Raw genomic sequence first — 23,764 nt, 5'->3', positions numbered from 1 at the left:
ATGAAAATTTTCAATAGAATACTATTAATAACAGGGCTGTCTGCATTATTGCTGTCCTGTACCAATGAGCTGGATATCCAACCGGAAGGAACACCAACGGAAGCCAGTTTCTGGAAAACCGAAAATGACCTGATTACGGGAGCTAATGCAATGTATAAGCCGCTTTCAGACAGTGAATTTTATGGGCGGGGATTTTTCTGGTTTATTAATGCCAGTGATGATATGGTAACAGGAAGATCAAAAAGTGAAGCGGATAATGCGAAGAATTTTAGCAGCAATTATATCGCTGCCGGAGATTTGGAAACCCAATGGAATAAGAGATATACGGTGATTGGGGTAGCCAATCGTGTGATCCGTAATGTTGATAATATCCAGGCTGCGCAGGCTGTTAAAAACAAATACTTAGGGGAAGCCCTGTTTATGAGCAGCAGGATGTATTTTGAACTGGCATACAGTTATGGAAATGAAAAAGCCGGTGTTCCAATTATAGACCGGACTAAAGAACCGGACGGCCCGGCTCCCAGAGCAGCCAATGTCATGGAAAATTACAAGTATATTGTTAATGATCTGAAAAAAGCGGCTGACTTATTACCAAGCCAGGCTGAACTTCCGGCTAAAGACTATGGCAGACCTCATAAGGCCGCAGCATGGGCGCTTCTGGCAAAAGTATATCTATTCATGAAAGACTGGCAAAATGCTTCTTTTTGGGCGAATGAGGTAATGACTAAGGGAAACAGAAATCTGCTGAACAATTATGCAGATGTCTTCAAAGCTGAAAACAATTACAGCTCAGAGTATATTTGGTCAGTCCCGAGCACTCCTAAATTTAATTCGGTGGGAAGTATTCTTCCAGGTGTAATGCTGGAAAACAAAGGCTGGGGAGAATATAACGGATGGGGATACTTCCAGCCTACAAAAGAATTATATGATGAGTACGAAACCGGAGATCTTAGAAGGGCCACAACAATTCTGAAGTTAGGAGATAAATTCACTTTTAACGGGACGGAAAGAACGTATGCATCTTCCAACTCGTTAACAGGATACCAGTTCAATAAATATATGGATGCTTTCAGATATCCATTGAGCAGTGGTCATGTGAGTGCCAACGGAGATTATCCCTGTACAGATCTTGCTGTTCCTATTATGCGTTATGCTGAGGTGATTCTTATCAAAGCTGAAGCCCTGCTAATGTCAGGAGGAAACGCTGATCAGGAACTCAATATGATCAGAACCCGTGCAGGTCTTGCTCCCAAAACCGGATGTACAATGGCTGACCTGAAGCATGAAAGACGTTGTGAGCTGGCTGGTGAATGGGCAGACCGTCACAGAGACCTTGTACGATGGGGCGATGCTCAGGCTGCTTATGCAAAACCTTTACATGGCATTAACGGACAGGTAGTATGGGCGGCAAGAAACTTCAACCCTTCTGTACATAATGTTTGGGCAGTGCCACAAGCAGAGATTGTAAACAGCTATGGAATCATTAAACAAAATGAAGGTTGGTAAATAGTCAACCGGATATATAATCCTCTATATCATCGCAGAATCTATGTGATGATATAGTTTTTTACAGGGGTATGAATCATTTGCCACAAATTATCAAACCTTTAAAGACAATAAAAAAGAGTAGAATGAAATTATCAAAAATATTGGCGGTACTGGCCTTAGCTATTTGTACTGAAAATAAGGCACAGAATTATTTAAACTACAATGTGGGGAATGCACACTCCCACAATGATTATATGCAGGAAATTCCTTTCTGGCAGGCATATTATGCTAATTTTGGATCTATTGAAGCGGATGTTTTCCTCGTACAGGGTAAACTTTGGGTAGCCCATACGGAAAAGGAACTTTCACCGGAGAGAACATTAGAAAGTCTTTATCTTGATAATATTTCAAAGCAGATTAAACAGAACAAGGGAAGCATATACCCTGATACGGGTAAGAAGCTCCAACTCCTGATCGATATTAAGCAGGATTATAAAACATCTTTAGCTGCACTGATCACTGCTTTAAAGAAGTATCCTGAGATTACTGGAAATCCAGGAATTAAAATCGTGATAACAGGAGGAAGGCCTCAGCCGGATGACTTTAAAAATTATCCCAGCTATTTGTATTTTGATGGAGATCTTGATAAAATATATACAGCTGACCAGCTGAAAAGGATCGGAATGTTCAGTGCAGATTTGCCGGGATTGGTACAATGGAACGGAAAAGGAATTCCAAGAGACGAAGAAACCGGGAAAATAAAAGCGGCTGTTGAGAAGGCACATACTCAGCAGAAGCCCATGCGTTTTTACGGAGCACCGGATTTTCCCAATGCCTGGGTGAATCTGATGGATATGGGAGTAGATTATATCAATACAGATCATATTCCGGATCTTAAAAAATTCATGAATACAATACCAAGGAATTTCTATAAGAACCCGAAGGAATATACGACTTACAGGCCAACCTATAAGACCGATGGGATGAGCAAAAAAGTGAAAAATGTGATTCTGTTGATTCCGGATGGTACCTCTCTACCACAATATTATGCAGCTTTTACAGCCAATAAAGGAAAGCTTAATGTTTTTAACATGAAAGCAACCGGCCTGTCAAAGACGAATTCTTCCAATGCTTATATTACAGACTCAGCACCGGGATCCACGGCCTTTGCAACGGGAGTAAAAACCAAAAATACATTTGTAGGAGTCGATGATTCCGGAAAAGCTTTAGCACAGATTCCTGATATTATTGCTGCTAAAGGGATGGCTTCAGGATTAATTTCTACAGGAGATGTTACAGATGCCACGCCTGCGGACTTCTATGCACACTCAGACAATAGGAACAGTTCGGAACGTATTTTGAAAGACTTTGCCACTTCTAAAACAAAAATTCTAATCGGAGGTCCCACAAGCGGGTTGACTCCGGAAACTGAACAAAAATTGAAAGAAGCCAAAATAGAGATTTTCCACGATCTGAAATCGGCAGCAAAAATAAACAATCGTACCCTGATCATTGATCCCTTAGCTTCACAAAGAATAAGCAGCGGAAGAGGAAACTGGCTGGGCGATGCTTTTGACCTCACACTGAATGATCTTAAATCTAATAAAAAGGGATTTTTTATGATGGTAGAAGCTTCGCAAACCGATGGAGGGGGACACAGTAATAATATTGAACAACTGGTTACTGAATTGCTGGATTTCGATCAAGTGGTAGGAAAAGCAATGAAGTTTGCAGATGAAAACAAAGAAACGCTGGTTGTGGTTGTCGGAGATCATGAAACAGGAGGATTAACCCTTCTTGACGGAAGCCTTAAAGAAGGCTGGGTATTTGGACACTTTAGTACGAATGACCATACTTCAATCCCTTCAAGTGTTTTCGCATATGGCCCAAACTCTAAAGAATTTACCGGATTGTTTGAGAACACAGAAATATTTAACAAAATACTTGCTGCTTACGGCATAAAGAGGTAATCTTTGTGTACCTTAATATCATTGATAAAAAATGCAGCGCTCAATCTGAGGGCTGCATTTTTATTTGTTTGAACCATAAAAGGAAGAAGAAAATTTTAAACTGATAATAATGTGATCAGGATCTCATATAAAGTTTACAAAACTGAAAATCTCTAGATTCAACACAGAATTTAAATGTTTAAAAATTGTGACTTAGATGGTGCTTCTTATCATGCATAATCATCAGAGAGAATATCAGATGAGTTGATCAGCCGAATCTCCAATAAAAAAACGGTCTCCATATGAAGACCGTTTTTTTAATATCCAGTAAGTGATTAACTTAGAAATTAGTCTTCACAATCAGTTCAGATAATTCTGCGTTCACAAAATCAACAGGCATTACCCCAAAAGTCCCTTTGGTGTTATTTTGGAAGAACGTTTTAAGCCTTGGGTTAATATTGTTGGAAACTGTAGGAATGCTTGGAATTCCAAATATTCCTGGTTTATAACCGCTGGTGAAATTGATAAAGAGTCTGTTGCTGCTGTCGTTTCTGGCTTCATTCAGCAAGCCGGAAATTCCGTTCCACTTATCGTCATTATTGGTTACTTTATAATAATCCTGAACTTTTAATGCTGCCCCCGCATTGTTAATTTCAAACGTCGTATTATCTGCCCATGAAGTTGCGTTGATTCCTTTTGCGGTTTCCGCTGAAAATCTCCTCAATAGTTTGATTTTTCCTCTCAGCTCTCCAAGTGTGGGAACATTTGTCCCAAGGTTCCACTTTAATGGATTCTTCTGAACATAAGAATCGAAGGTCTTTTCAAAAGTTCTGCTGTTATTCGACGGATCATGTTCTTCCTTTACAGACATGATAATCGTTTCCGACGGATGACTTTCCAAAAAAGCATAACAGGCAGTAAGCACATCATCAAAATTCAGATTTTGGTAGATCGCTCCGTGATGAATCGTAAAAGAATTATCAATGTGTCTGCAGCGGATGTCCAGAAAGCGGACACCGGCATTCAGCTGTTCAGCTATACTAAGATCCTGTGTTTTTGCTGTACCACTTACTACAGGGGCATCTTTTCGTGCTCCGGAATCGTGCGTTCCCGGAATTGAGATTTTTGAGATAGAGATATTATCCTGAAGGCCGGACATCCAGCTGTTCATTTCAATCGGAAGTAAGGATGCCTTGGCATTCGATTGTAAAGAGTAGGGCAGTCTTGCCTCATCAGAATCCCGTTCCATACTATTGTCATTTGAGCAGGAAAAGAATACAGCAGATGTCACGACACCAAGTGTAATGGACGTAAAACGCCTCATGTTTAATTTGAACATAGTTTATATTTTTAATGTAGCCTAAAAATAAGAATATATCAAATAATGAGGAGTTAATTTAATTTTAAGAGATGATTAAGTTGTTGAGAATAGGGGGTGGAGGTTAGAAGGTGGAAGAGGAGAATTTCTGTCATAAAAAACTCATGCTTTCAATAAATCTCCAATAAAAGAGGCTAATAGCGATATTCGGTTGAACAGTGCTTCCATCCTCTCTCTTCCAGCTTCCATCCTAAATTAATTCGTCACTACGCTGGCAAGATCTTTCCAGAACATTGGGTAAGACTTTTCAACAACATTTTCCTCTTCGATATTAAGTTCTTTTATCAGGCAGAAGGGAGCAAAACTCATTGCCATTCTGTGGTCCTGGTATGTTTTGATAGAAATATTTTCTTCAGGTTCGCCAAAGCTGAGCGACCTGATCGTTACATCTGTGATTTCAGTTTCAGTACCCAGTTTTTTCAGTTCATTAAATAAAGCCAGAAGCCTGTCCGTTTCCTTTACTCTTAAGGTTCCCAATCCTGAGATTTCAAAAGGAATTTGCAAAGCAGCAGCCGTCACGCATAACGTTTGGGCAATGTCCGGGCAATTGTTCATGTCCAGGACGATTTTTTCAGGATAAGTAAAATCCTTTTGGGGCTCCAATGTGATCTTATGTTCAGCTTCTGAGAATGTGGTCTTAACTCCAAAGAAATCCTCATAAATTTTTGCGATTGCAGAATCTCCCTGAGTAGATTCTTTATAAAAGCTTTTCAGGTGAATAGTTTCTCTTCCTAAGGCACAGATCGAATAGAAATAGGAGGCTGAGCTCCAGTCACTTTCCACTTCATAAGCTGCTGTTGAAGATTGTTCGCCAGGGTTGAAAGGTTCTACCTGAATTGTATTTCCTTCAAAACTGTTTTTGATTCCAAATTTTGTTAAAATATCAAGTGTCATTTCAATGTAGGATCTGGAAGTAACCTCACCCACAAGATGAATGTGCAGCCCATTTTCAAGCTTCCCAGCTATCAGTAGAAGAGAAGTAATAAACTGGCTGGATATATTGGCTGGGACATTTACCGAAGTCTGAGTGATCTTTTTCCCCGTAATTTTTAAAGGAGGAAATCCTTCATTTTCCAGGTACTCGATGTCTACTCCAAGATCTTTCAGCGCATTGACCAAGTTTTTAATTGGTCTTTCCTTCATTCTTTTTGATCCGGTAAGAACGGTTGTTTTTCCTGGCTCGATAGAATAATAGGAAGTAAGAAAACGCATGGCAGTTCCTGCATGATGAATATCTACACTCTCTGTATTTTCGGATAATGCTTTTTTCAGTAATTGTGTATCCTGAGAATTAGACAAATTCCCTATTTTTATATTGCTAAACAGGCTTTCCAGAATCAATAAACGATTCGAAATACTCTTCGAACCGCTGATCTGAACTGTTTTGTTTCCTTCTAATTTTGATTTTTCTAACTTCATTGTTTCTTAAAATATCAGATACTGGATATCAGATTTCAGACTATCATTGTCTGCTATCATCAACTTACTCTCTGTTTCAATTTTTATTGTTCATATGAGATCTGGGATTTTAGAGCTTAGGCAACGGATTAAGAAAAGTCTGATGCCTGATGTCTGAAATCTCTACTTCAATTTTTCATTATTCTGATGGCGTTCCCTGTCGCGGTCAGTTTTGATCTTCATCTTTTTATCAAAGGCTTCCTGTAGATTCACGCCGGTTTGATTGGCCAAACATAAGGTTACAAAAAGTACATCTGCCAGTTCCTCTCCCAGGTCTTTGTTTTTATCACTTTCTTTTTCGCTTTGCTCGCCATATCTGCGGGCAATGATCCTCGCGACTTCACCTACTTCCTCTGTGAGCATTGCCATATTGGTCAGTTCATTAAAATATCGGACACCAATGGTTTTGATCCACTCATCAACCTGCTGCTGTAGTTGTGTAATTTCCATTATTGATAAGCTCCGATAGTTGGGTTGGTTGTTCGGGATACGTTCACAATATCAAAAGGTACACTTCCAGCGACAGAAACATTTCCTTTTCCTTTTGCCGGAGAGGTGTCTTTTACCCTTAGATTCATTTTAGCCATAAAATAATTGACAAAAAGTGGCTCTTCATTCTTAAAACTCTGTAATACATTGGTATTGTTGTCAAAAGTAAAGCCCGCTTCTGAAGTTCCCGAATACTTCAGCAGACAGTTTTGAATAAGGTACTCGAACTGCTGCCCCGGAGTTGCTTCAAAATGAACAGCATTATCCCGGTCAGAATACACGATGCTGTTTCTAAGACTGAACAGCTGTAAAGCTCCCTGCTCCGTCTGCCCCGCTTCATTTTTCCATTCATTCGTCACAAAAATTCCTTTTCTGTCCATGGCACTCATTGTCCTGGAGTAGTTGGCAATGGTAGCATGGGTATATGTGTGTTTTCCTCCTCTGAAGATACCTATACAGGACAATCCGGAATTGTTCATCACCAGATTGCTGGCATCAACAGTAGAGCCTACTGCGTGGATACCATATTCAAAAAACGTATGGATGAATGAATTATTGATTGTTGCTTTGGCCTGTTTCATATCCAAGCCTCTTGTTCCTCCGAATAATCTTGCGTGGTTCATATTCAGGGTAGAGCTGGCTTCCATCCTGATAGAATTCCAGTTTTTAGGAATTGTATCATAATAAGGGTCGTTTCTGTCACCGCGGAGGATCACCTGTTCATTCTGGGTTCCGTTGATGTTCAAAACGGCTCCTGAGGAAACTTTCATTCCACTGTTTTTGTGGAAGTATACTTTTGTTCCCGGATCAATATCCAGTGTTACACTTGGATTGATGGTAAGGTCGCCGTAAATGATCTTAGCTTTATTATTACTCCAATTGGTGGAACTGGAAATGATATTCGGGTTGGTAGGAGTCTGAATATAGAATTCTGCATCCTGAACCACAGAAAATAAATTCACATGCTGCTGTCCGGCAGGACTGGTAAAGATGACTCTGTCCTCAGCAATGGCTTCAGGTCCTGTTGCTTCAGGTGCTATCTCAACAAAAATATAAAGACTGTCTTTTTTTCTCAACGCAACATTCTGAAAATCATAGCCCGGTTTTCCGTCTACATTGATCCTGTATAAGGAAGATGCTCCCTTTTCAAGATTGACCCTCGGGATCAGAATGTCCTTATCCTCATTATTATATACTTTCACTACATAGGTTTCTGAACGTACCTGATGATAGACCGTATCACAGAATACAGTGTCCCTTGAAAAGCTCAACTGCTGCGAAGGAGTATCAAAAGTTATATCATCTTTATTACATGATACTGCTACCAGTAACATCCAGAATGAAAAAGCCAGTAATAATTTGAATTTCATCGAAATTAAAGTTTAAGTAGGTTCCAAATTTAACGAAAATACTTTGAATTTCTTATCATTAAAAAAATATTGGATCTGGTATTTGGAAATTAGAAAAAATGTTGTACTTTTGCAACCTAAAATTAGCAGAGAAATATCCATTACTATTTCGAAAGCAAACTTTAATTTTTTTAAAAATTGTATTATGAAAAACGGAATTCACCCAGAAAATTATAGACTTGTTGTTTTCAAAGATATGAGTAACGACGAGGTGTTTCTTTGCAAGTCTACTGCAGAAACGAAAGACACTATCGAGTACGAAGGACAAGAGTATCCACTAATCAAAATGGAAATCTCTTCAACTTCTCACCCTTTCTACACTGGTAAAGTGAAATTAGTTGACACTGCAGGTAGAGTTGATAAGTTCATGAACAAATACAAAAAATTCGCTAAGTAATTTTTGTATTATAAAAATAATAAAGTCTTCCGATTCGGAAGACTTTTTTTGTGCTGCAGCATTGGATTCAAAGAGCAGAAATCAAAGGTTCTTTTGGCCACCTTTTTTAATTATTAAAAAAAAGGATTCAGCATCTTCAATTATTCAATACGAACGGGCTTGAGTCCGTTTTATAAAAACTTTATCCAAAACTTATCAATAAATAAGATAAAAATAAAAGGACAAATAAGGAGATTAATCATATCGGAAATAAGTCTGGGATCTTTAAATCTCTCATCTCTATTTAACTTCTCCCATCTTTTTGTATTTTTGTTTGGAATAGAATGTAGAAACGGTAAATTGGCTTCGGAGATTACCATCTCCAATTTCAAGCATCCGTTATCTGGGTTCTTATTTCTAATCTCTAATTTCCAAAAAATGCAATTAGTATTTTCAGACGCACAATATTGGGAAGATTTTCTTCCGCTTACTTTTACCCGTCCTGTGGCAGCAATGCGATGCGGGATTCTTACCTTTTCCGAAAGATGGCAGAAAATTCTGGAGAATCCGGAGGTTTCTTTTTTTACAGAAATATATCTTCAGGATAAATTTCCGGCACCGGAAGATAAGGAAAGCCTTTTTCTGGTTCCGAATTTCCTGCCGACAGAAGCTGTTATTCAACAGCTCAAAGAGCTAAAACAGGGAGAAGCTCTGGTGTACGAAGACGAACTGGTAGCAGCCAGAATCAACATGAAAGGATTTTCTTTGAATCAGATTGAAAAAATGACAGACATAAAAGAAAACCTCATTTTCTTCAAAAAACCGGCCGACCTTTTTACGTATAATCATCATGCGATCGACTTTGATTTTGACCTGCTGACAAAAGGGAGAACATCGCAGGAGCTGTCTTCAACCAATGGTTTTTTGGGTGATAAAAAAGATCTGTTCATTGAAGAAGGCGCCAGCGTAGAGTTTTCCACCATCAATACGAAAACCGGAAAGATCTACATTGGGAAAAATGCTGAAATAATGGAAGGTTGTCATCTTCGCGGGCCTATTAGCCTGGGAGAAGACTCCAAATTTAATCTTGGATCTAAAATATACGGAGCTACTACCATAGGTCCGCACTGCAAGGTAGGTGGCGAAGTGAATAATATTATTATTTTTGGATATACCAGTAAAGGACATGAAGGTTTCGTAGGAAATTCAGTCATTGGCGAATGGTGCAACTTTGGTGCAGATACCAATTCCTCGAACCTGAAAAACAATTATAGCCACGTCAAACTCTGGAACTACCGGACCAAAGCTTTTGAGGATACCGGACTTCAGTTTGCCGGACTGATTATGGGGGATCACTCCAAGACTGCGATCAATACCCAGCTGAATACAGGTACCGTTATTGGAGTTGCTTCTAATATTTTTAAACCGGGCTTTCCGCCGAACCTTGTAGAGAACTTCTCCTGGGGTGGAGCAAAGGATGACGAAAGATTCAGGCTTGACAAAGTCTATGAGGTCGCAGAGAGGGCAATGGCCAGAAGAAAAGTCGCTCTGGCAGACCAGGATAAGGCTATTCTGAAACATATTTTTGAGACCTACTAGCCTCGATTATAAAAAAACTTCAAAAAAATTTGAAGTTTTTTTATTTTTGATGTAATAGATTTGAAACAGCAATTGTCTTACCTATAAGAAACAAAACTCATGACCCAAGAAACTTTCAAGAATACGGTGTTTATTCTCAAAGACGAGATGTATCGTTTTGCGAAAAGATTTGTCATGAGCAGTGATGAAGCAGAAGATGTAGTGCAGGATCTGATGATGAAATTCTGGCAGAAAAGGGATGAACTCGGGCAGTTCGGTAACTTTAAATCCTATGCTCTGAAGTCTGTCCGGAACGAATGCCTGAACCGTCTGAAGCATCATGATGTGAAGATCGGTTTTGCAGATATGCAGCTTCATCGGTCGGAGCTTTACAGTATGGAAGTTGATAATCTTAAAGAACATATTCTCGGATTTATCAATCAGCTTCCCGAAAAGCAGAAAATGGTCATCCATTTGAAAGATGTAGAAGAGTACGACGTGTCCGAAATTTCTGAAATGCTGGAAATGGAGGAAAATGCAGTAAGGGTCAACCTTATGCGGGCAAGACAAAAAGTAAAAGAACAAATCTCACAACTGATGAGCTATGAAAAAAGATCAATTACAAGATAAATATAATGACATCTTCCGGGAAATGAAGGAAGAAAAAATGGACTGGAACTTTGAAGACTTTCTTCAATCAGCAGAAAGTAAAGACGCTGAGAAAGATGATGCTCCTGTTATTCCATTAGAAAAAAATAAGCCGTCGTTTCCAAAATGGTTCTGGATGGCAGCCGGTATAACGCTGCTTTTCAGCCTGGGACTTTTCTTTTACAACAACGATTCTCCAGGCGCAAATGCACACGATAGAGAAAAACTGGTAAAAGATGAGGTATTAAGACAAAAATCAGACTTTATCGAAGAAAATAATGAACATCATGCCCAGGTGGCGGTCAATCATACCGATTCGATCTCAGGCGCTAAAAAAGATTCTATTTTCCAGGAAAATACCGTTGCAGAGAAGGATGTTCTGGATGAGATTCTGCCAAAAAGAGGAAGGCTTAAAAAAGAGAGAAAGCCCCGCTATGTAGATAATTCCTCTTTTAAAAATAAAACTAAAGATTCTACAGGATATGAAAACTCTTATGTCATTGTTAATGGAAAAAGAATCGACAATGTAGAAGAAGCTATCAATGTAACTAAGTATTCATTCCAGATATTTGCAAATAACGTTAGTGAAAAATTGGTACAACCTAAAGTGGTAGACGATGATTATTAGCCCGAATAGTAATATCCCCAGCTGTAATCATTACCTTAAAAATAAAAATTGACTCATGAAAAAACTATTTATAATATTCGCACTTGCCTTTTCCCATTTCTTTAATGTCTATGGACAAAAAGATAAATTTGACAAACTTTTTGAGAAATATCAGGAAGTAGAAGGGGTAACCTCTATTAAAATTGCCAAACCTATGTTTGGAATGCTCGGAAGCCTGAATATTGATGATTCCCAGCTGGATCAGATCAAGCCATTATTGTCAAAAATCAATGGTTTGAAAATCCTGATTACAGAAAATCCTGAAAAAACAAATACCGCAGACGGACGCCGGGTTCAGAGCAATCTGTCTCAACTGAGCAATGATATGGCTTCTTATGTAAAAAACTTGAACTACAGTGAGATCATGTCTGTGAATAACTCCGGAGCTAAGATAAAATTTCTTTCTGCGGAAGCAAAAGACGGTGTTTTGGATGACCTCCTGCTGAGTATTAATGGGGGAAGCGGCGAAAGTATTTTTGTAATGCTGGACGGGAAGCTTTCTTTGGATGATGTAAGTAAAATCATTAACTCCAGTGAGACTAAAAAGAATCCGATTACCAACACTAGAAATACGATAACATCTGACGGTAATTCGTCTTATCTGAATGGAGAAGCTAGGAATGTAGGAGAATTTTCAGGACTGCAGGTAAGTACCGGGGTGAATGTCATCTTCAAACAGGAAAAACCTTCCAGTGTAAAAGTGATTGCAGATTCTGATAAGCTGCAGTATATCATAACGAAGGTGGAAAACGGAGTACTGAAAATATATATTGATAATAAAGGGGTAAGAAATCTTAGGTTTAAAAATATCAGCGTCAACGTTTCTTCACCAAGAATGGATGATATTGATGTTTCTTCGGGTTCCAACGTGACTGTCGTGAACTCTATTCATGAAAAAAATATGAAAATTGATGTTTCATCAGGCGCTAATCTGACCGGCGATTTTAAAATCGCAAATGCTGCAGATATTTCCGCGTCGTCAGGGGCTAACCTCAGGGCAGGAGTTACGGCCGGAAATATTGGAATTAAAAGCTCAAGCGGCTCCAATATGAGTCTGAGTGGAAAAGCTGATTCTGCCACCATCGACATCAGTAGCGGAGCTTTATGTAAGGCAGATGGCTTGAAATTAAATTACCTTGAAACAGAAGCTACATCCGGAGGAAACCTGACGATAAGTGTATCCGGAAAGCTAAAGGTGAAAGCCTCCTCGGGGGGATCGGTGCGATATAAAGGACAGCCTGAAATAGATGCCAATATCAGCAAAACATCAGGCGGATTATTAAAATCGATAGACTAAAAAACCATTACCATGAAAACTCTTAAAAGCATCCTGTTTGTTATACTAGCCATAAGCTTGTTCCAGTCGTGTATCGTTTCAGGCAGACCCAATATTGATTTCTTTTCAGAATCCAGACATCATTATAAAGAAGCCCGGTTTACAAGCTTCAATGTGCCGATGTTTCTGGCTAAACCTTATCTTGTAAAATCTTTAAAAGAGAAAGGGAAAAGTGATGAAGTGGTAAGCCTGATGAAGAAGGTGTCCAAAATAAAAATAATGATGGTAGAAAATGGAAATAAGGAGATGCTGAACGATTATGCCCGCTATTTAAATGATAACCGCTATGAGGACTGGGCCACTATCAAACATAACGGGGATAATGTAAATGTACGGGTGAATCAGAATGGAGACGCCATTAAGAATATGCTGATTACCGTAAACTCCAGCAAGGATATGGTATTTGTTGCCGTAAAAGGGAATTTTACTCCCAACGATATTTCAAAAATGATCAGCTCTGTTTCAGATCAGTAATCCTATTTTTACTTTAATTGCTTTATTATGGAAAAACTAATAAGAGAGGTGCGTACTCTCAAAATATATGCGGGAGTACTGACTGTAATGTGTTTTTTATTTTTCTTCCTTGCTTTTAAGAACGGCTCTAATGAACATTTCAAAGAAATAGATGTAGAACGTATCAATATCGTTGAGAAGGACGGGACCCTAAAGATGGTCATCAGCAATAAGGAACGGCAGCATCCGGGGCTGGTTAATCATAAAGCATTGAAACCAAGAGAAAGAGAAGCTGGGCTTATCTTTTTTAATTCGATAGGAGATGAATGTGGAGGTCTTGTGTATGATGGTAATGAAAAGGAGTCCGGTATGGTGTATTCTGTGGATCAGCGAAATACAGATCAGGTGATGCAGCTTCAGTATTTTGAAGCCGCGGGAAAAGATAAAAACCGCGTATATGGTCTGAAGCTATGGGACCGTCCTGATGATTTTCCGCTGGAAAAGATTATAAAATTTGAGGATTCATTAAAGAAGCTTAATGATCCGGCAGCAAGCAAAAAAGCTTATGCAAAACTCCGCGAAGAAGGAAAGCTCACTAACGAGCGTTTTTTTGCCGGAAAAACAGCTGATGGCGATGTAGGAATCTTTATCCGGGATACCAAAGGGAAAGTGAGACTTAAACTTTACGTTGATAAAAATAACCAAACCCATATTGAAAGTCTGGATGACAATGGGAAGCCGATAAAATAGATAGGGCTTAAACCTAGATAGTAACAAGTAGTTTCGATATACTCAATTTTATTTTGTGATAAAAACCGTTTCTGTAAAAAGAACGGTTTTTTGATTTAAGTTATTGATTATTAATTTTTATTTAAACTATTAAAAATGATTTTCATATCTCGTCAAAATAACCTAATTTTGCAAAGAAAGTAAAGATGTCTATTCATAACAAAATTGTAGAGACAGCCATCACTTTCGATGACGTTCTTCTAGTCCCTTCTTATTCAGAAGTTTTACCTAACCAGGTTTCATTAAAATCAAGACTTACCGACAAAATCACGCTGAATGTTCCGATAGTATCTGCTGCGATGGACACAGTTACTGAAGGAGATCTTGCTATTGCTCTTGCAAGAGTAGGTGGTTTAGGTTTCATTCACAAAAACATGACAATCGCTGAACAGGCAGCACAGGTAAACCGTGTAAAGCGTTCAGAGAACGGAATGATTTCAGATCCTGTTACCCTTTCCAAAGACCATACATTAGGACAGGCCAAAGAAATGATGTCTAAATACAAAATTTCAGGGTTGCCGGTTGTAGATACGGATAATGTATTGATAGGAATCATTACCAACAGAGATGTAAAGTATCAGGAAAATCTTGATATGAAGGTGGAGGAGATCATGACGAAAGAGAAGCTGATCACCTCAGATAAAGATACCAACCTTGAAAAAGCTAAAGAAATCCTCCTGAAAAACCGAGTTGAAAAACTTCCAATTGTAGATAAGGACAATAAGCTGGTAGGATTAATTACCATTAAGGATATCGACAATCAATTAGAGTACCCGAATGCCAACAAAGATGACAACGGACGCCTTATCGTAGGGGCCGGAGTTGGAGTTGGAGAAGATACGCTCGATAGAATTGAAGCTTTGGTGAAAGCCGGAGTAGATATCGTTGCTATTGATTCTGCACATGGACATTCTAAAGGAGTTCTTGATAAAATTTCAGAAATCCGAAAGTCATATCCGAATCTTGATATTGTAGGTGGAAATATTGTCACTGCTGAAGCGGCAAAAGATCTTATCGAAGCGGGAGCCAATGTCCTTAAAGTGGGAGTTGGTCCGGGTTCTATCTGTACAACCAGGGTAGTAGCCGGGGTAGGTGTACCTCAGTTATCAGCTATTTATAATGTATATGAATATGCTAAATCTAAAAATGTTACCGTCATTGCTGATGGAGGGATCAAGCTTTCAGGAGATATCGTAAAAGCCATTGCAAGTGGTGCCGGAGCAGTAATGCTTGGATCACTGTTAGCAGGAACTGATGAAGCACCGGGAGATGAGATTATTTTCCAGGGAAGGAAATTCAAATCTTACCAGGGAATGGGAAGTTTGTCCGCAATGAAGAGAGGTGGTAAAGAGAGATACTTCCAGAGTGAGGCTAAAAAATTCGTTCCGGAAGGAATCGAAGGAAGAGTGCCACATAAAGGCAAGTTGGAAGATGTTATTTTCCAGTTAACCGGAGGATTAAGAGCCGGTATGGGATATTGTGGAGCAAAAGATATTGAAGCACTGCAAACAGAGACAAAAATGGTAATGATTACAGGGAGCGGATTAAAAGAATCGCATCCACATGATGTCATCATCACTCAGGAAGCCCCGAACTATTCTTTGTAGAATAAAAAAAAATAAGATATAAAAGCCACACAATTTTGTGTGGCTTTTTTGTGTTTTTAACACCTGAAATTATAATTGATTAAATTATTTTATGATTGGGGTCTGTCATCTTGCAAAGTTGTAATTGTTTTTAATATTTATCTGATTATGAGTGATTTTTAAGGATTGAAATTTTCTATTTTTAATTAAAAATGACTATTGTATTAAAAATTTTTATAAAAAAAATTAAATTTTCATCGAAAGTATATTTCTTATTCTGTAACAAAAAAGTGATTAATCCGACTAATTGATTGAATTTTTAAAATTGTTTTATTGTTTTGATGTAAAAAATAAATAAAACACTTGTATTAATCTAATAAGATTGTAAATTTGAAAACTTTTAAAAAATTAATGAAATGAAGAAAACTTTCCTTTATGGCGCAATGCTATTTTCGCTTTCAGTGACTGCACAGCAGCACCAGCACCAGTCAAAGATCTGCGGATTTGATGAAATGGTACAAGAACAGGATAGAGCAAATCCTGGAATGAGACAAATGTTTGATAAGCTGATTAGAAAGGTTCAGGCTGAGAGAAACGCCAATCCTTCATCAGCAACTGCAAAAGTGGTAAACGGTATTTATGAAATCCCGGTAGTTGTTCACGTCATTGAAGGTAATAATGCTTCTTATACCAGAACAGATGCCCAGATCCAGACATGGTTGGATAACGCAAACAAAATGTATGCAGGTACTTACCCTTGGCCTGCTGCAGGAACACCTGCAGATTTTGGAACATCAGCGGTATTTCCCATCAAATTGGTGTTAGCTAAAAGAGATCCTAACTGTAATGCAACGAATGGTATTGTAAGATATAACGGAAGTACATTAACAGGCTATAACACATATGGAATGGCTTACCAGCAAACCACAAACGGAGCTTCAAGAGCTGCTATCAAAAACTTAGCACCACACTGGCCGGAAGCTTCCTACTTCAATATCTATGTGATTACTACATTTGACGGTAGTACTACTCCAAATGCGGGATTGATGGGATTTGCAGCATTCCCGAATAACTATGATGCTAATTATGAGTCTTTCATGAAAACGGGAGTTGTTACAAATCTTCATGATACAACATTTGCTCACGAATTCGGACACGCAATGGGGTTATATCACACTTTCGATGGTGGTAGATATGATGCTGTTCCGGGTGATGCAGACTATTGTCCACCTACAACAGGAGACTGTACCAAAGATGATGACGAAGTATGTGATACGGAAAGAGCAGGAAGTGCTTACACTTTCTGGCCGGTAATTCCTTCCAACTCTACAATTAACCCTTGTACAGGTGCCAACTATCAGGGCGTACAGTATAATATGATGAATTATACCAATACTGTGGCTCAGAAGTTTACGGCAGGACAAGGTGAAAGAATAAATGATTTATTCATGCTATTTAGAAGCAGTTTAACCACTTCAAAAGCAGGGACTGCTTTACCAACTACTCCAGAACCATCTGTAGTACCGGTTGCTGCATGTGCTCCTTCGGGGTTAGCTAATCCAGGAGATTACCTTGCAGGTCCTGTTTCTGTTAAATTGGGACAGATCAATAATGAATCGCCGGGATATTGGACAGCACATCCTTCTTATTATTTGGATTATACAACAAAAGCATGTTCTATGAATATTCATACTGCATTGCAGGTTGGTCAGCAGCAAACAATTGAAATAGGGATTTTCCAAAATCCTCAGAATGCAAGAGTATGGATCGATTATAACAATAACGGTACTTTCGAAGCCAATGAATTGGTAGCAACAGGAAATAACATCGCGCTTGGGGCAGACTTACATGGTACATTTACCGGTACATTTACGCCGCCTGCTACAGCAACTTTGAATACTCCATTAAGAATGAGGGTTATTGTTGATGATGGAGCTCCTACACCATGTGGACAATTATTGTACGGACAGGCAGAAGATTATTCAGTAACTTTAGTAACCAATCTTGGAACATCTGAAGTGAAAACGGATAAGGATGATTTGGTGATTTATCCTAACCCGGTAGCTACGGGTGATAAAGTATTCATCAAAGCTAAAAACGCTAAAAACCTAAAAGTTTCAATTTCTGATATGTCAGGAAGATTGGTGGCAAGCCCGTCTGTAACTGAGGAAGGAAATGGAATTTTCAAAGTAAATCAACAACTTGAAAAAGGAGTGTATATGGTTCAGGTTTCTAACGGAAAAGACAGCAAAACGTCTAAACTGATCATTAAATAATTGTAAAGATCTTAGAAATATCAATGCCTCCAGCTATGGAGGCATTTTTTTTATTCAATTTTTTTATATCTGAACTTTGGTTTGATGACTGCATTAAGAAATCTGCCTTTTGACGTTGCTTTTCCAAATTTATCAACGATAGCAGCCGGTACTTTGAAATAGTCGTATATCGCTCCCGACTGATATATGATTCTTAATATTTCAGTATCCGGGAAATAGATATAATTATTGACAACACTTGATGGCATACTGAGGATTCAGCAAAAAATGTTCCTACCTTTCACACCAAAAGCTGCCGGAATCTTCGGAAGCTTCTATTGGTTAGTCTTAAGGGGCTAAGGTAATAAGTGGCTACATATGCTGTTATCTGTTAAGAATGTCGTGATAAGGAGCAATATGAAGATGCCCTTCCTCTTTGATGCTTACCTTTAGCTGATGCTTTAACGCAATGTCATGTATTTCTTTTGGAAGCATACTTCCTTTTTCGCTAAGGAGTTTACTCATATTTTTCAACAGGTCTAAGTGAAGGATCAGGTCTTCTCTGGTTTTTCGAGCAAGCTCCTGCATTAGTTTTTCTATCCTTTCATCAGTTATATGCTGCTGCATCCGGTGAGGATAATCTTCAAGATTGTAGGTTGCCTGATAGTCTTCTTCAAAACCATATTTTCTGACATAATCTATTGCCAGACTGGATGCCTGTTCCCGGTCGTGGCTTCTTCCAATGCTGGCATTTTTTTCGCCGAATATAATTTCTTCTGCAATCCCGCCGGCCAGATATATTTTGATTCTGTCCAGCATACTTTCTCTGGTATCATGAATCTGATGAGGAAAAGTGAAACCTGCTGCATAACTGCTTGCCACCTTGCTTTTAAGCTGTAAGGGAGCGAAGCCTGTATAGAGCATATAGGAAACCGCATGACCGCACTCATGTACGCTGATGTTGGCCACGGCATCCCGTTGATTAGACTGGCGGATGCTGTCGATTCTCCCGAGATAAGGAATCTCAATCACTTTGCTGCCGATCTTTCCGGTGATAATTTTCCTGTCTTCAAGATAGTCAACTTCTATTGTCTTGTCATCATGGATGATAGCCTCAAAAATAAATGTACTGAGGTTGGTGTCCAGAATATCCACCACACTGCTGAATACTGGCCTTACCCCCTGCACAGGGAATACACCGTTTCTGTAGATCAGGGCATTGATCTTTTTATCGATTTTTAAAGCAATGCCAAACCGGGTTTTTGTTTTGTGTCTGAGATTATTGATCTCTCTTTGAATCAGCTTTTCGAAATCTTCAGTTTTTAATGAAAAATAGATCAAATGTATATTTCCAAACCGGGCCACCTGTTCAGGGCGGAATTTTCTGGCCAATGCATTTTTAATGTCAACAACTGTTATTTTTTTGGTAAAAGCATGATAAATATTGGCGTCCACATCAGCTTCACTTGTTTCTTTGGACATCTGGAAAGCCTCATCCAGATTGCCGCTGATGATTATCAGCATCTTGCTGTAATCTACCGGTTCATAGATTTTCTTTTCCTTTTGTTTTTTTCGGATCAGCCTGATCATATCCTCCTCTTTCATATCAATGATGCTCATGACATCATCTTCCATGCTGAGGTACTTTTTGAGTTCTTTAGCATCCCATAAGTTAAGGTACGGATTTTCCTCCACTTCGGTTTCGCCACTGCTCTTGCGCCTGTCATTTTCCTTTTTGCGGAAAAGATATGAGAACAGATAATGTTCAAGATCTTCGCGCTCTCTTTTGCTGAGGCGACCGTCACTTAAAAGCTCCCAGAAATCGGTAAACTTGGTCTGTGGAACAGGGGTTCCGTCAGGATCAATGGTATTGAAACGCTGGATCTCATCAAAAAGGACGATACTGGGTTTCTCATCGCTAAGCGCGTTGCTTTGAAAAATATCAGATACACTTTTGCTCCAGGATGTTTCATCCGTATTGCTCAGTTCGATTTCTACGAAACGGTTCTGGAACTCAAGAAAACGGACTGTCTTTCTTACCAGGTCCGTTTTCCCTACTCCTGTCATTCCCCATAGATTGATGACCACAGGACGTGTCAGGATTTCCGGCATAAGGTACCAGATCTGAATATATTCCATCAAATCATCGATGATCTGATCGATCCCGATGAATTCTTTTTTTAGAAAAGCTTTGCAGTCATCCAGTTTTTTCTTTTTTTTCCGGATCTCTTCTTTATCAATAATCATAACGAAAAGTACACTATTTTTTTAAATTATCCTTAAAGTCTTCAATCCGGAAATCAGTTAAAGCCTTTCCCTTTTCAATTTTTTCTTTAGAATAGAGCTTGAAGTCGTGTTCGGTTTTTTCTAAAAGATAATCATAAGGACCTACATGGGAAATCAGTTTGACGAGAACAGGAGATATTTCAAGACATATAAATAAACCCATAATAAAGGCTGCTGCCAGTCCTATGATCGCTGAGTTTTTTCCCAGTTCGTCCAAAGCCTGCAGCCTTGCCGCAAATCCGTTGAACTTATCTTCAAACGTTTCTGTAGATTTTCGTTCTGTTTCCAGGTTGGTATATACTTTGGAAATTTCCTTGTCCAGATACTCCAGTCTTGGTGCTGTCTGTTTCTGGTAATTCTCCAGATCCTGTCTGCGTTGCTCTTTCAGTTGCTGCTTCCGTTTGGCGTTGGGGCCAAAACCTTCTTTTCCACTGGTGAGAACGGACTGTTTTCCTAAAATTTCTTTCTCAAGCTCCACAGAAGCAGAATCATATGCCATCTGATACTGTGCTGTTTTTCCTGCAATCTGTTGCTTCTCCGTTTCAAAAGGTCCGCTTTGCTGGAGAATTCTTCCGTTCATTTCGCCCTGAAGCTGCTTTTTATTTCTTTGAATAATCGTATTCAGCTGTTTGTTTACTTCTTTTTCAAATATTTTAAGCTCTAAAGGTTTTGAAATAATAATTCCTAAAAATGTAGCGAGAATCAAACGGGGAATGGCCATCAGGATTTGGTTCCACCACGTTCCTGTTTTTTTGATTGATGAAACAATATACCGGTCCAGGTTAAAGATCATTAAACCCCACAGAATTCCGAATCCTGTTGCAGTCCAGATATTGTCGAATACCGTATACATAGCATAGCCGGCCGATAGGGTAGCGAATACAGCTGTGAATAGTACAATGCCTCCAATGCCTGAAAATTTATTCCATTCGCTTGGAGTTTTCCTTAAAATATGGATGTTTCCGCCGGAACATACCATGAGGAACTTTTGGAACCAGTTTATTTTATGATTCGTCTGATTTATAGTTTGTTGGTTTGTTTTCATAACTGAAAATTTATACAAATGTACTATTAAAAATCATACCAATGTAAAAGATAGTATTATGTTTTGCCAAGTAATTGAAAATTGTATCAAAAGATTTCTGTAAAATTTATTAATTAATCATCTTATTATTTTGCTATTTTTTACTAAATAATTACATTTGGCGTGAATTAATTAATAAAAATATAATAAATGAAAGGAATAAGTATTATTTCGATGCTTTTGTTGTTTGTAAAAGTATTTTCTCAAAGCCATGGCAGCTATTGCGGCTTTGATGACCACATGAGAAAACTGGATGCAAAATATCCGGATCTGAAGAAAAACAGAGAAATGGTGGAGGAGAAGTTGTTGAAAATGGATCAGCAGTCATTTCTCAAAAAGGTAGGCGGTACCACTTCGTGGAACGGTTTGTATACCGGACAGGTGTATGAAATTCCTGTTGTTGTTCACGTTATTGAGTCCAGCGCTTCAGCGAACGCTAACCTGAGCTTAACGGATCAGGAAATTAAAAACTGGATCGACAGGGCTAATAGTATGTATGCCACTACATACGGAAATGGCTTTTACGCAGAAGGCCCCGGTGCTGATGGTGGAAATGTGATCCCTTTCAAGCTGGTATTGGCGAAAAGGTCACCACAATGTACAGCTACCTCGGGAATTGTGAGGTATAACGGAAGTTCTATTCCTTTATATGATACCAGAGGTGTAGATTCTAATGGAGCAGGTAACGGAGCAAGTGACAGCCAGATAAAAGCTATGGCCCCTCACTGGCCAGAAACTTCTTACTTTAATATTTATGTCGTAATCGGTTTTGATGGAGAGCAGCAATTATCATATGGATTAATGGGCTATGCAGCGTTTCCTGACACCTATGACTATTCATACGAGAGCTTTATGAAGGTAGCAACGATTAAAAATAACAATGATACGACGCTTACTCATGAACTTGGTCATGCCTTCGGACTGTATCATACATTTCAGGGGGTGAGTTATTCCAATCAGACTTCATGTCCTGTAAATACAAACTGTGCTGTAAACGGAGACAGGGTTTGTGACACCTCTCCGTCCAGAAGTATGTATGGAGTATCAGTTCCTAACAATACAGCGATAGATCCTTGTACATCACAAAACTATGATGGTACTCAATACAATGTAATGAATTATACCAACTCCAACCGTAAATTCACTGCAGGACAGAGAGATCGTGCAATTATGCTGATGATGGAATACAGAAAAAATCTGCTTAATTCAACTGCCGCCCAGGATCCTGCTGTAGTAATCCCTTCACCGGTTTCTATTATAGCGGCACAATGTAACCCGGCAGGTATTGTTCACCCTACCAATAATAATTTTGCGGTCGGCCCTTTCAAAGTTCAGCTGGGGACGATCAACAGCATGACAAACGGTTATGATTCTGATGAACCTGCACCTGTTTATTATGCAGATTATTCTACGGCAACTTGCATAAGACCTGCTTATTATACCGATATACCTTCCAATGCGGCATCTGAGCTGAAAGTGAATTACTTAAATGGTTTTGGACAGGCTGAGAAGTTCAATGCAAAAGTATGGATAGATTATAACAACAACGGATCGTTTGAAGAATCGGAACTGGTTGTAAACAACACCTCAGCTAACGCTGTTGCTTCAGGAGCCACCATTACGGTTACGGGCTCTGTTGCTCCACCTCAAGGTGCTGTACTTAATACCTATCTGAGGATGAGAGTGGCTGTAGATGCTGCTACTTATAATGGGTCAGCTTTACCAGAAATGTCTCCTTGCTCACAGCTTCAATATGGGCAAATGGAAGATTACGCGGTAAGGCTTGTAGGAACACTTGGAACTTCTGAAGTTAAAAACAATGCAGAGTCTCGGTTTGTATATATAAAATCTGAAAATAAATTGAGATTAAGTGGAAACGAGATTTTTGGTGATTATCAGATTTATGATATTAGCGGTAAACTGATTCAAAAAGGTCATGCTAACACAAATGAGATACAGATTGTACGAGAGCTTCCAAAAGGAGCCTTCATTATTAATTATTCCAATAAGAATAAAAAAGAATCTAAAAAGTTTTTAAACAACTAAGCACATAAAATCCTAATCATAAGCCCTTAGAAGTTATCTTTTAGGGGCTTTTTTTGTAAGTTCTGGAGGAACCCGCTTTTTATTTTTGTTGCGACACATTCTGTCGTATCAAGAGATTATTTTTGGATGACTTAAAAAAATCAAATCCTATTAACATGTATTAGTTATGGAGCTGGGGGTGAAGGAAACAATAGATTGGTAAAAAATTATCATAACCACTTAATAAGACGAACTAAATAAGCATGGAACAAAAAACATCCCGCGATATCTGTCCTTATATCCAGTAGTCTTCACTTTAAGGTAAAAAAACACTATTATTTAAGAAAAATTCTATAATAATTTACAGATCATCGATCGCTGTTTTGAATTAAAATCATCCTAATAAGATTGATTGTTTAAAAATTTCCTGTAAAATGAATTTTATTTTGTTTAATATATAGTGAATATGGATGGCATATTGACTTGTATTTTTAAAAAGAATTAATTTCC

At 38.6% G+C, this 23,764-nt stretch carries 19 protein-coding genes; 12 read left to right on the top strand and 7 right to left on the bottom strand.

Annotated elements, in window-relative coordinates:
• Entirely contained in the window at nt 1-1,506 is a 1,506-nt protein-coding gene (locus tag DRF67_RS20490; RefSeq protein WP_115930158.1) for a RagB/SusD family nutrient uptake outer membrane protein, read from the top strand.
• 125 nt (nt 1,507-1,631) lie between these two features.
• Complete coding sequence (locus tag DRF67_RS20485) at nt 1,632-3,458, top strand: alkaline phosphatase (RefSeq protein ID WP_115930157.1); 1,827 nt, start codon at nt 1,632-1,634, stop codon at nt 3,456-3,458.
• Nucleotides 3,459-3,777: 319 nt separating this feature from the next.
• On the opposite strand, the gene DRF67_RS20480 is transcribed toward DRF67_RS20485, so the two are convergent.
• From DRF67_RS20480 to DRF67_RS20465, 4 genes are all read right to left on the bottom strand, one after another.
• Entirely contained in the window at nt 3,778-4,776 is a 999-nt protein-coding gene (locus DRF67_RS20480) for a phosphatidylinositol-specific phospholipase C (RefSeq protein ID WP_228435874.1), read from the bottom strand.
• A 234-nt stretch (nt 4,777-5,010) separates the two neighbouring features.
• The gene (locus tag DRF67_RS20475; protein WP_115930156.1) at nt 5,011-6,234 is read right to left on the bottom strand and encodes a 3-phosphoshikimate 1-carboxyvinyltransferase; all 1,224 of its coding nucleotides are present in this window, start codon (nt 6,232-6,234) and stop codon (nt 5,011-5,013) included.
• A gap of 162 nt (nt 6,235-6,396) precedes the next feature.
• Complete coding sequence (locus DRF67_RS20470; protein WP_115930155.1) at nt 6,397-6,723, bottom strand: nucleotide pyrophosphohydrolase; 327 nt, start codon at nt 6,721-6,723, stop codon at nt 6,397-6,399.
• Nucleotides 6,723-8,132 (bottom strand): hypothetical protein, encoded by a 1,410-nt coding sequence (locus tag DRF67_RS20465; protein WP_115930154.1) that lies wholly within the window; start codon nt 8,130-8,132, stop codon nt 6,723-6,725. The genes DRF67_RS20470 and DRF67_RS20465 overlap by 1 nt, the downstream gene beginning before the upstream one ends.
• A gap of 184 nt (nt 8,133-8,316) precedes the next feature.
• Here DRF67_RS20465 and DRF67_RS20460 point away from each other — a divergent pair, with 184 nt between their 5' ends.
• The 9 genes from DRF67_RS20460 (at nt 8,317) to DRF67_RS20420 (ending at nt 17,880) form a co-directional block, all read left to right on the top strand.
• The gene (locus DRF67_RS20460; RefSeq protein ID WP_002976190.1) at nt 8,317-8,568 is read left to right on the top strand and encodes a type B 50S ribosomal protein L31; all 252 of its coding nucleotides are present in this window, start codon (nt 8,317-8,319) and stop codon (nt 8,566-8,568) included.
• Between the two features lie 417 nt (nt 8,569-8,985).
• Nucleotides 8,986-10,146 carry a GlmU family protein gene (locus DRF67_RS20455; RefSeq protein ID WP_115930171.1) on the top strand — a complete coding sequence of 387 codons (1,161 nt, stop codon included), beginning with the start codon at nt 8,986-8,988 and terminating at the stop codon, nt 10,144-10,146.
• Nucleotides 10,147-10,245: 99 nt separating this feature from the next.
• Nucleotides 10,246-10,755 (top strand): RNA polymerase sigma factor, encoded by a 510-nt coding sequence (locus DRF67_RS20450; protein WP_115930153.1) that lies wholly within the window; start codon nt 10,246-10,248, stop codon nt 10,753-10,755.
• Nucleotides 10,730-11,401: a hypothetical protein gene (locus tag DRF67_RS20445; RefSeq protein ID WP_185142136.1), complete on the top strand. Its 672-nt coding sequence runs from the start codon at nt 10,730-10,732 to the stop codon at nt 11,399-11,401. Before DRF67_RS20450 ends, DRF67_RS20445 begins: the two co-directional genes overlap by 26 nt.
• Before the next feature lie 55 nt (nt 11,402-11,456).
• A complete protein-coding gene (locus DRF67_RS20440; protein WP_115930152.1) occupies nt 11,457-12,737 on the top strand; it encodes a DUF4252 domain-containing protein in 1,281 nt (426 codons plus the stop codon).
• A 12-nt stretch (nt 12,738-12,749) separates the two neighbouring features.
• Complete coding sequence (locus DRF67_RS20435; protein WP_115930151.1) at nt 12,750-13,250, top strand: DUF4252 domain-containing protein; 501 nt, start codon at nt 12,750-12,752, stop codon at nt 13,248-13,250.
• Between the two features lie 27 nt (nt 13,251-13,277).
• A complete protein-coding gene (locus DRF67_RS20430; protein WP_115930150.1) occupies nt 13,278-13,979 on the top strand; it encodes a hypothetical protein in 702 nt (233 codons plus the stop codon).
• A 185-nt stretch (nt 13,980-14,164) separates the two neighbouring features.
• A complete protein-coding gene (guaB, locus tag DRF67_RS20425; protein WP_115930149.1) occupies nt 14,165-15,625 on the top strand; it encodes an IMP dehydrogenase in 1,461 nt (486 codons plus the stop codon).
• A gap of 395 nt (nt 15,626-16,020) precedes the next feature.
• Nucleotides 16,021-17,880: a zinc-dependent metalloprotease gene (locus tag DRF67_RS20420; protein WP_115930148.1), complete on the top strand. Its 1,860-nt coding sequence runs from the start codon at nt 16,021-16,023 to the stop codon at nt 17,878-17,880.
• 50 nt (nt 17,881-17,930) lie between these two features.
• Here DRF67_RS20420 and DRF67_RS20415 read toward each other — a convergent pair whose 3' ends face one another.
• From DRF67_RS20415 to DRF67_RS20405, 3 genes are all read right to left on the bottom strand, one after another.
• Entirely contained in the window at nt 17,931-18,128 is a 198-nt protein-coding gene (locus DRF67_RS20415) for a KTSC domain-containing protein (RefSeq protein ID WP_115930147.1), read from the bottom strand.
• 115 nt (nt 18,129-18,243) lie between these two features.
• Complete coding sequence (locus DRF67_RS20410) at nt 18,244-20,106, bottom strand: AAA family ATPase (RefSeq protein WP_115930146.1); 1,863 nt, start codon at nt 20,104-20,106, stop codon at nt 18,244-18,246.
• A 13-nt stretch (nt 20,107-20,119) separates the two neighbouring features.
• The gene (locus DRF67_RS20405; protein WP_115930145.1) at nt 20,120-21,190 is read right to left on the bottom strand and encodes a DUF4407 domain-containing protein; all 1,071 of its coding nucleotides are present in this window, start codon (nt 21,188-21,190) and stop codon (nt 20,120-20,122) included.
• Nucleotides 21,191-21,379: 189 nt separating this feature from the next.
• Here DRF67_RS20405 and DRF67_RS20400 point away from each other — a divergent pair, with 189 nt between their 5' ends.
• Nucleotides 21,380-23,275 carry a zinc-dependent metalloprotease gene (locus tag DRF67_RS20400; RefSeq protein ID WP_115930144.1) on the top strand — a complete coding sequence of 632 codons (1,896 nt, stop codon included), beginning with the start codon at nt 21,380-21,382 and terminating at the stop codon, nt 23,273-23,275.
• Nucleotides 23,276-23,764: the final 489 nt, after the last annotated feature.

The organism is Chryseobacterium pennipullorum, from assembly GCF_003384725.1.
GTDB classification, from domain to species: domain Bacteria; phylum Bacteroidota; class Bacteroidia; order Flavobacteriales; family Weeksellaceae; genus Chryseobacterium; species Chryseobacterium pennipullorum.
This window is presented reverse-complemented; position numbering and strand designations above follow the sequence as displayed.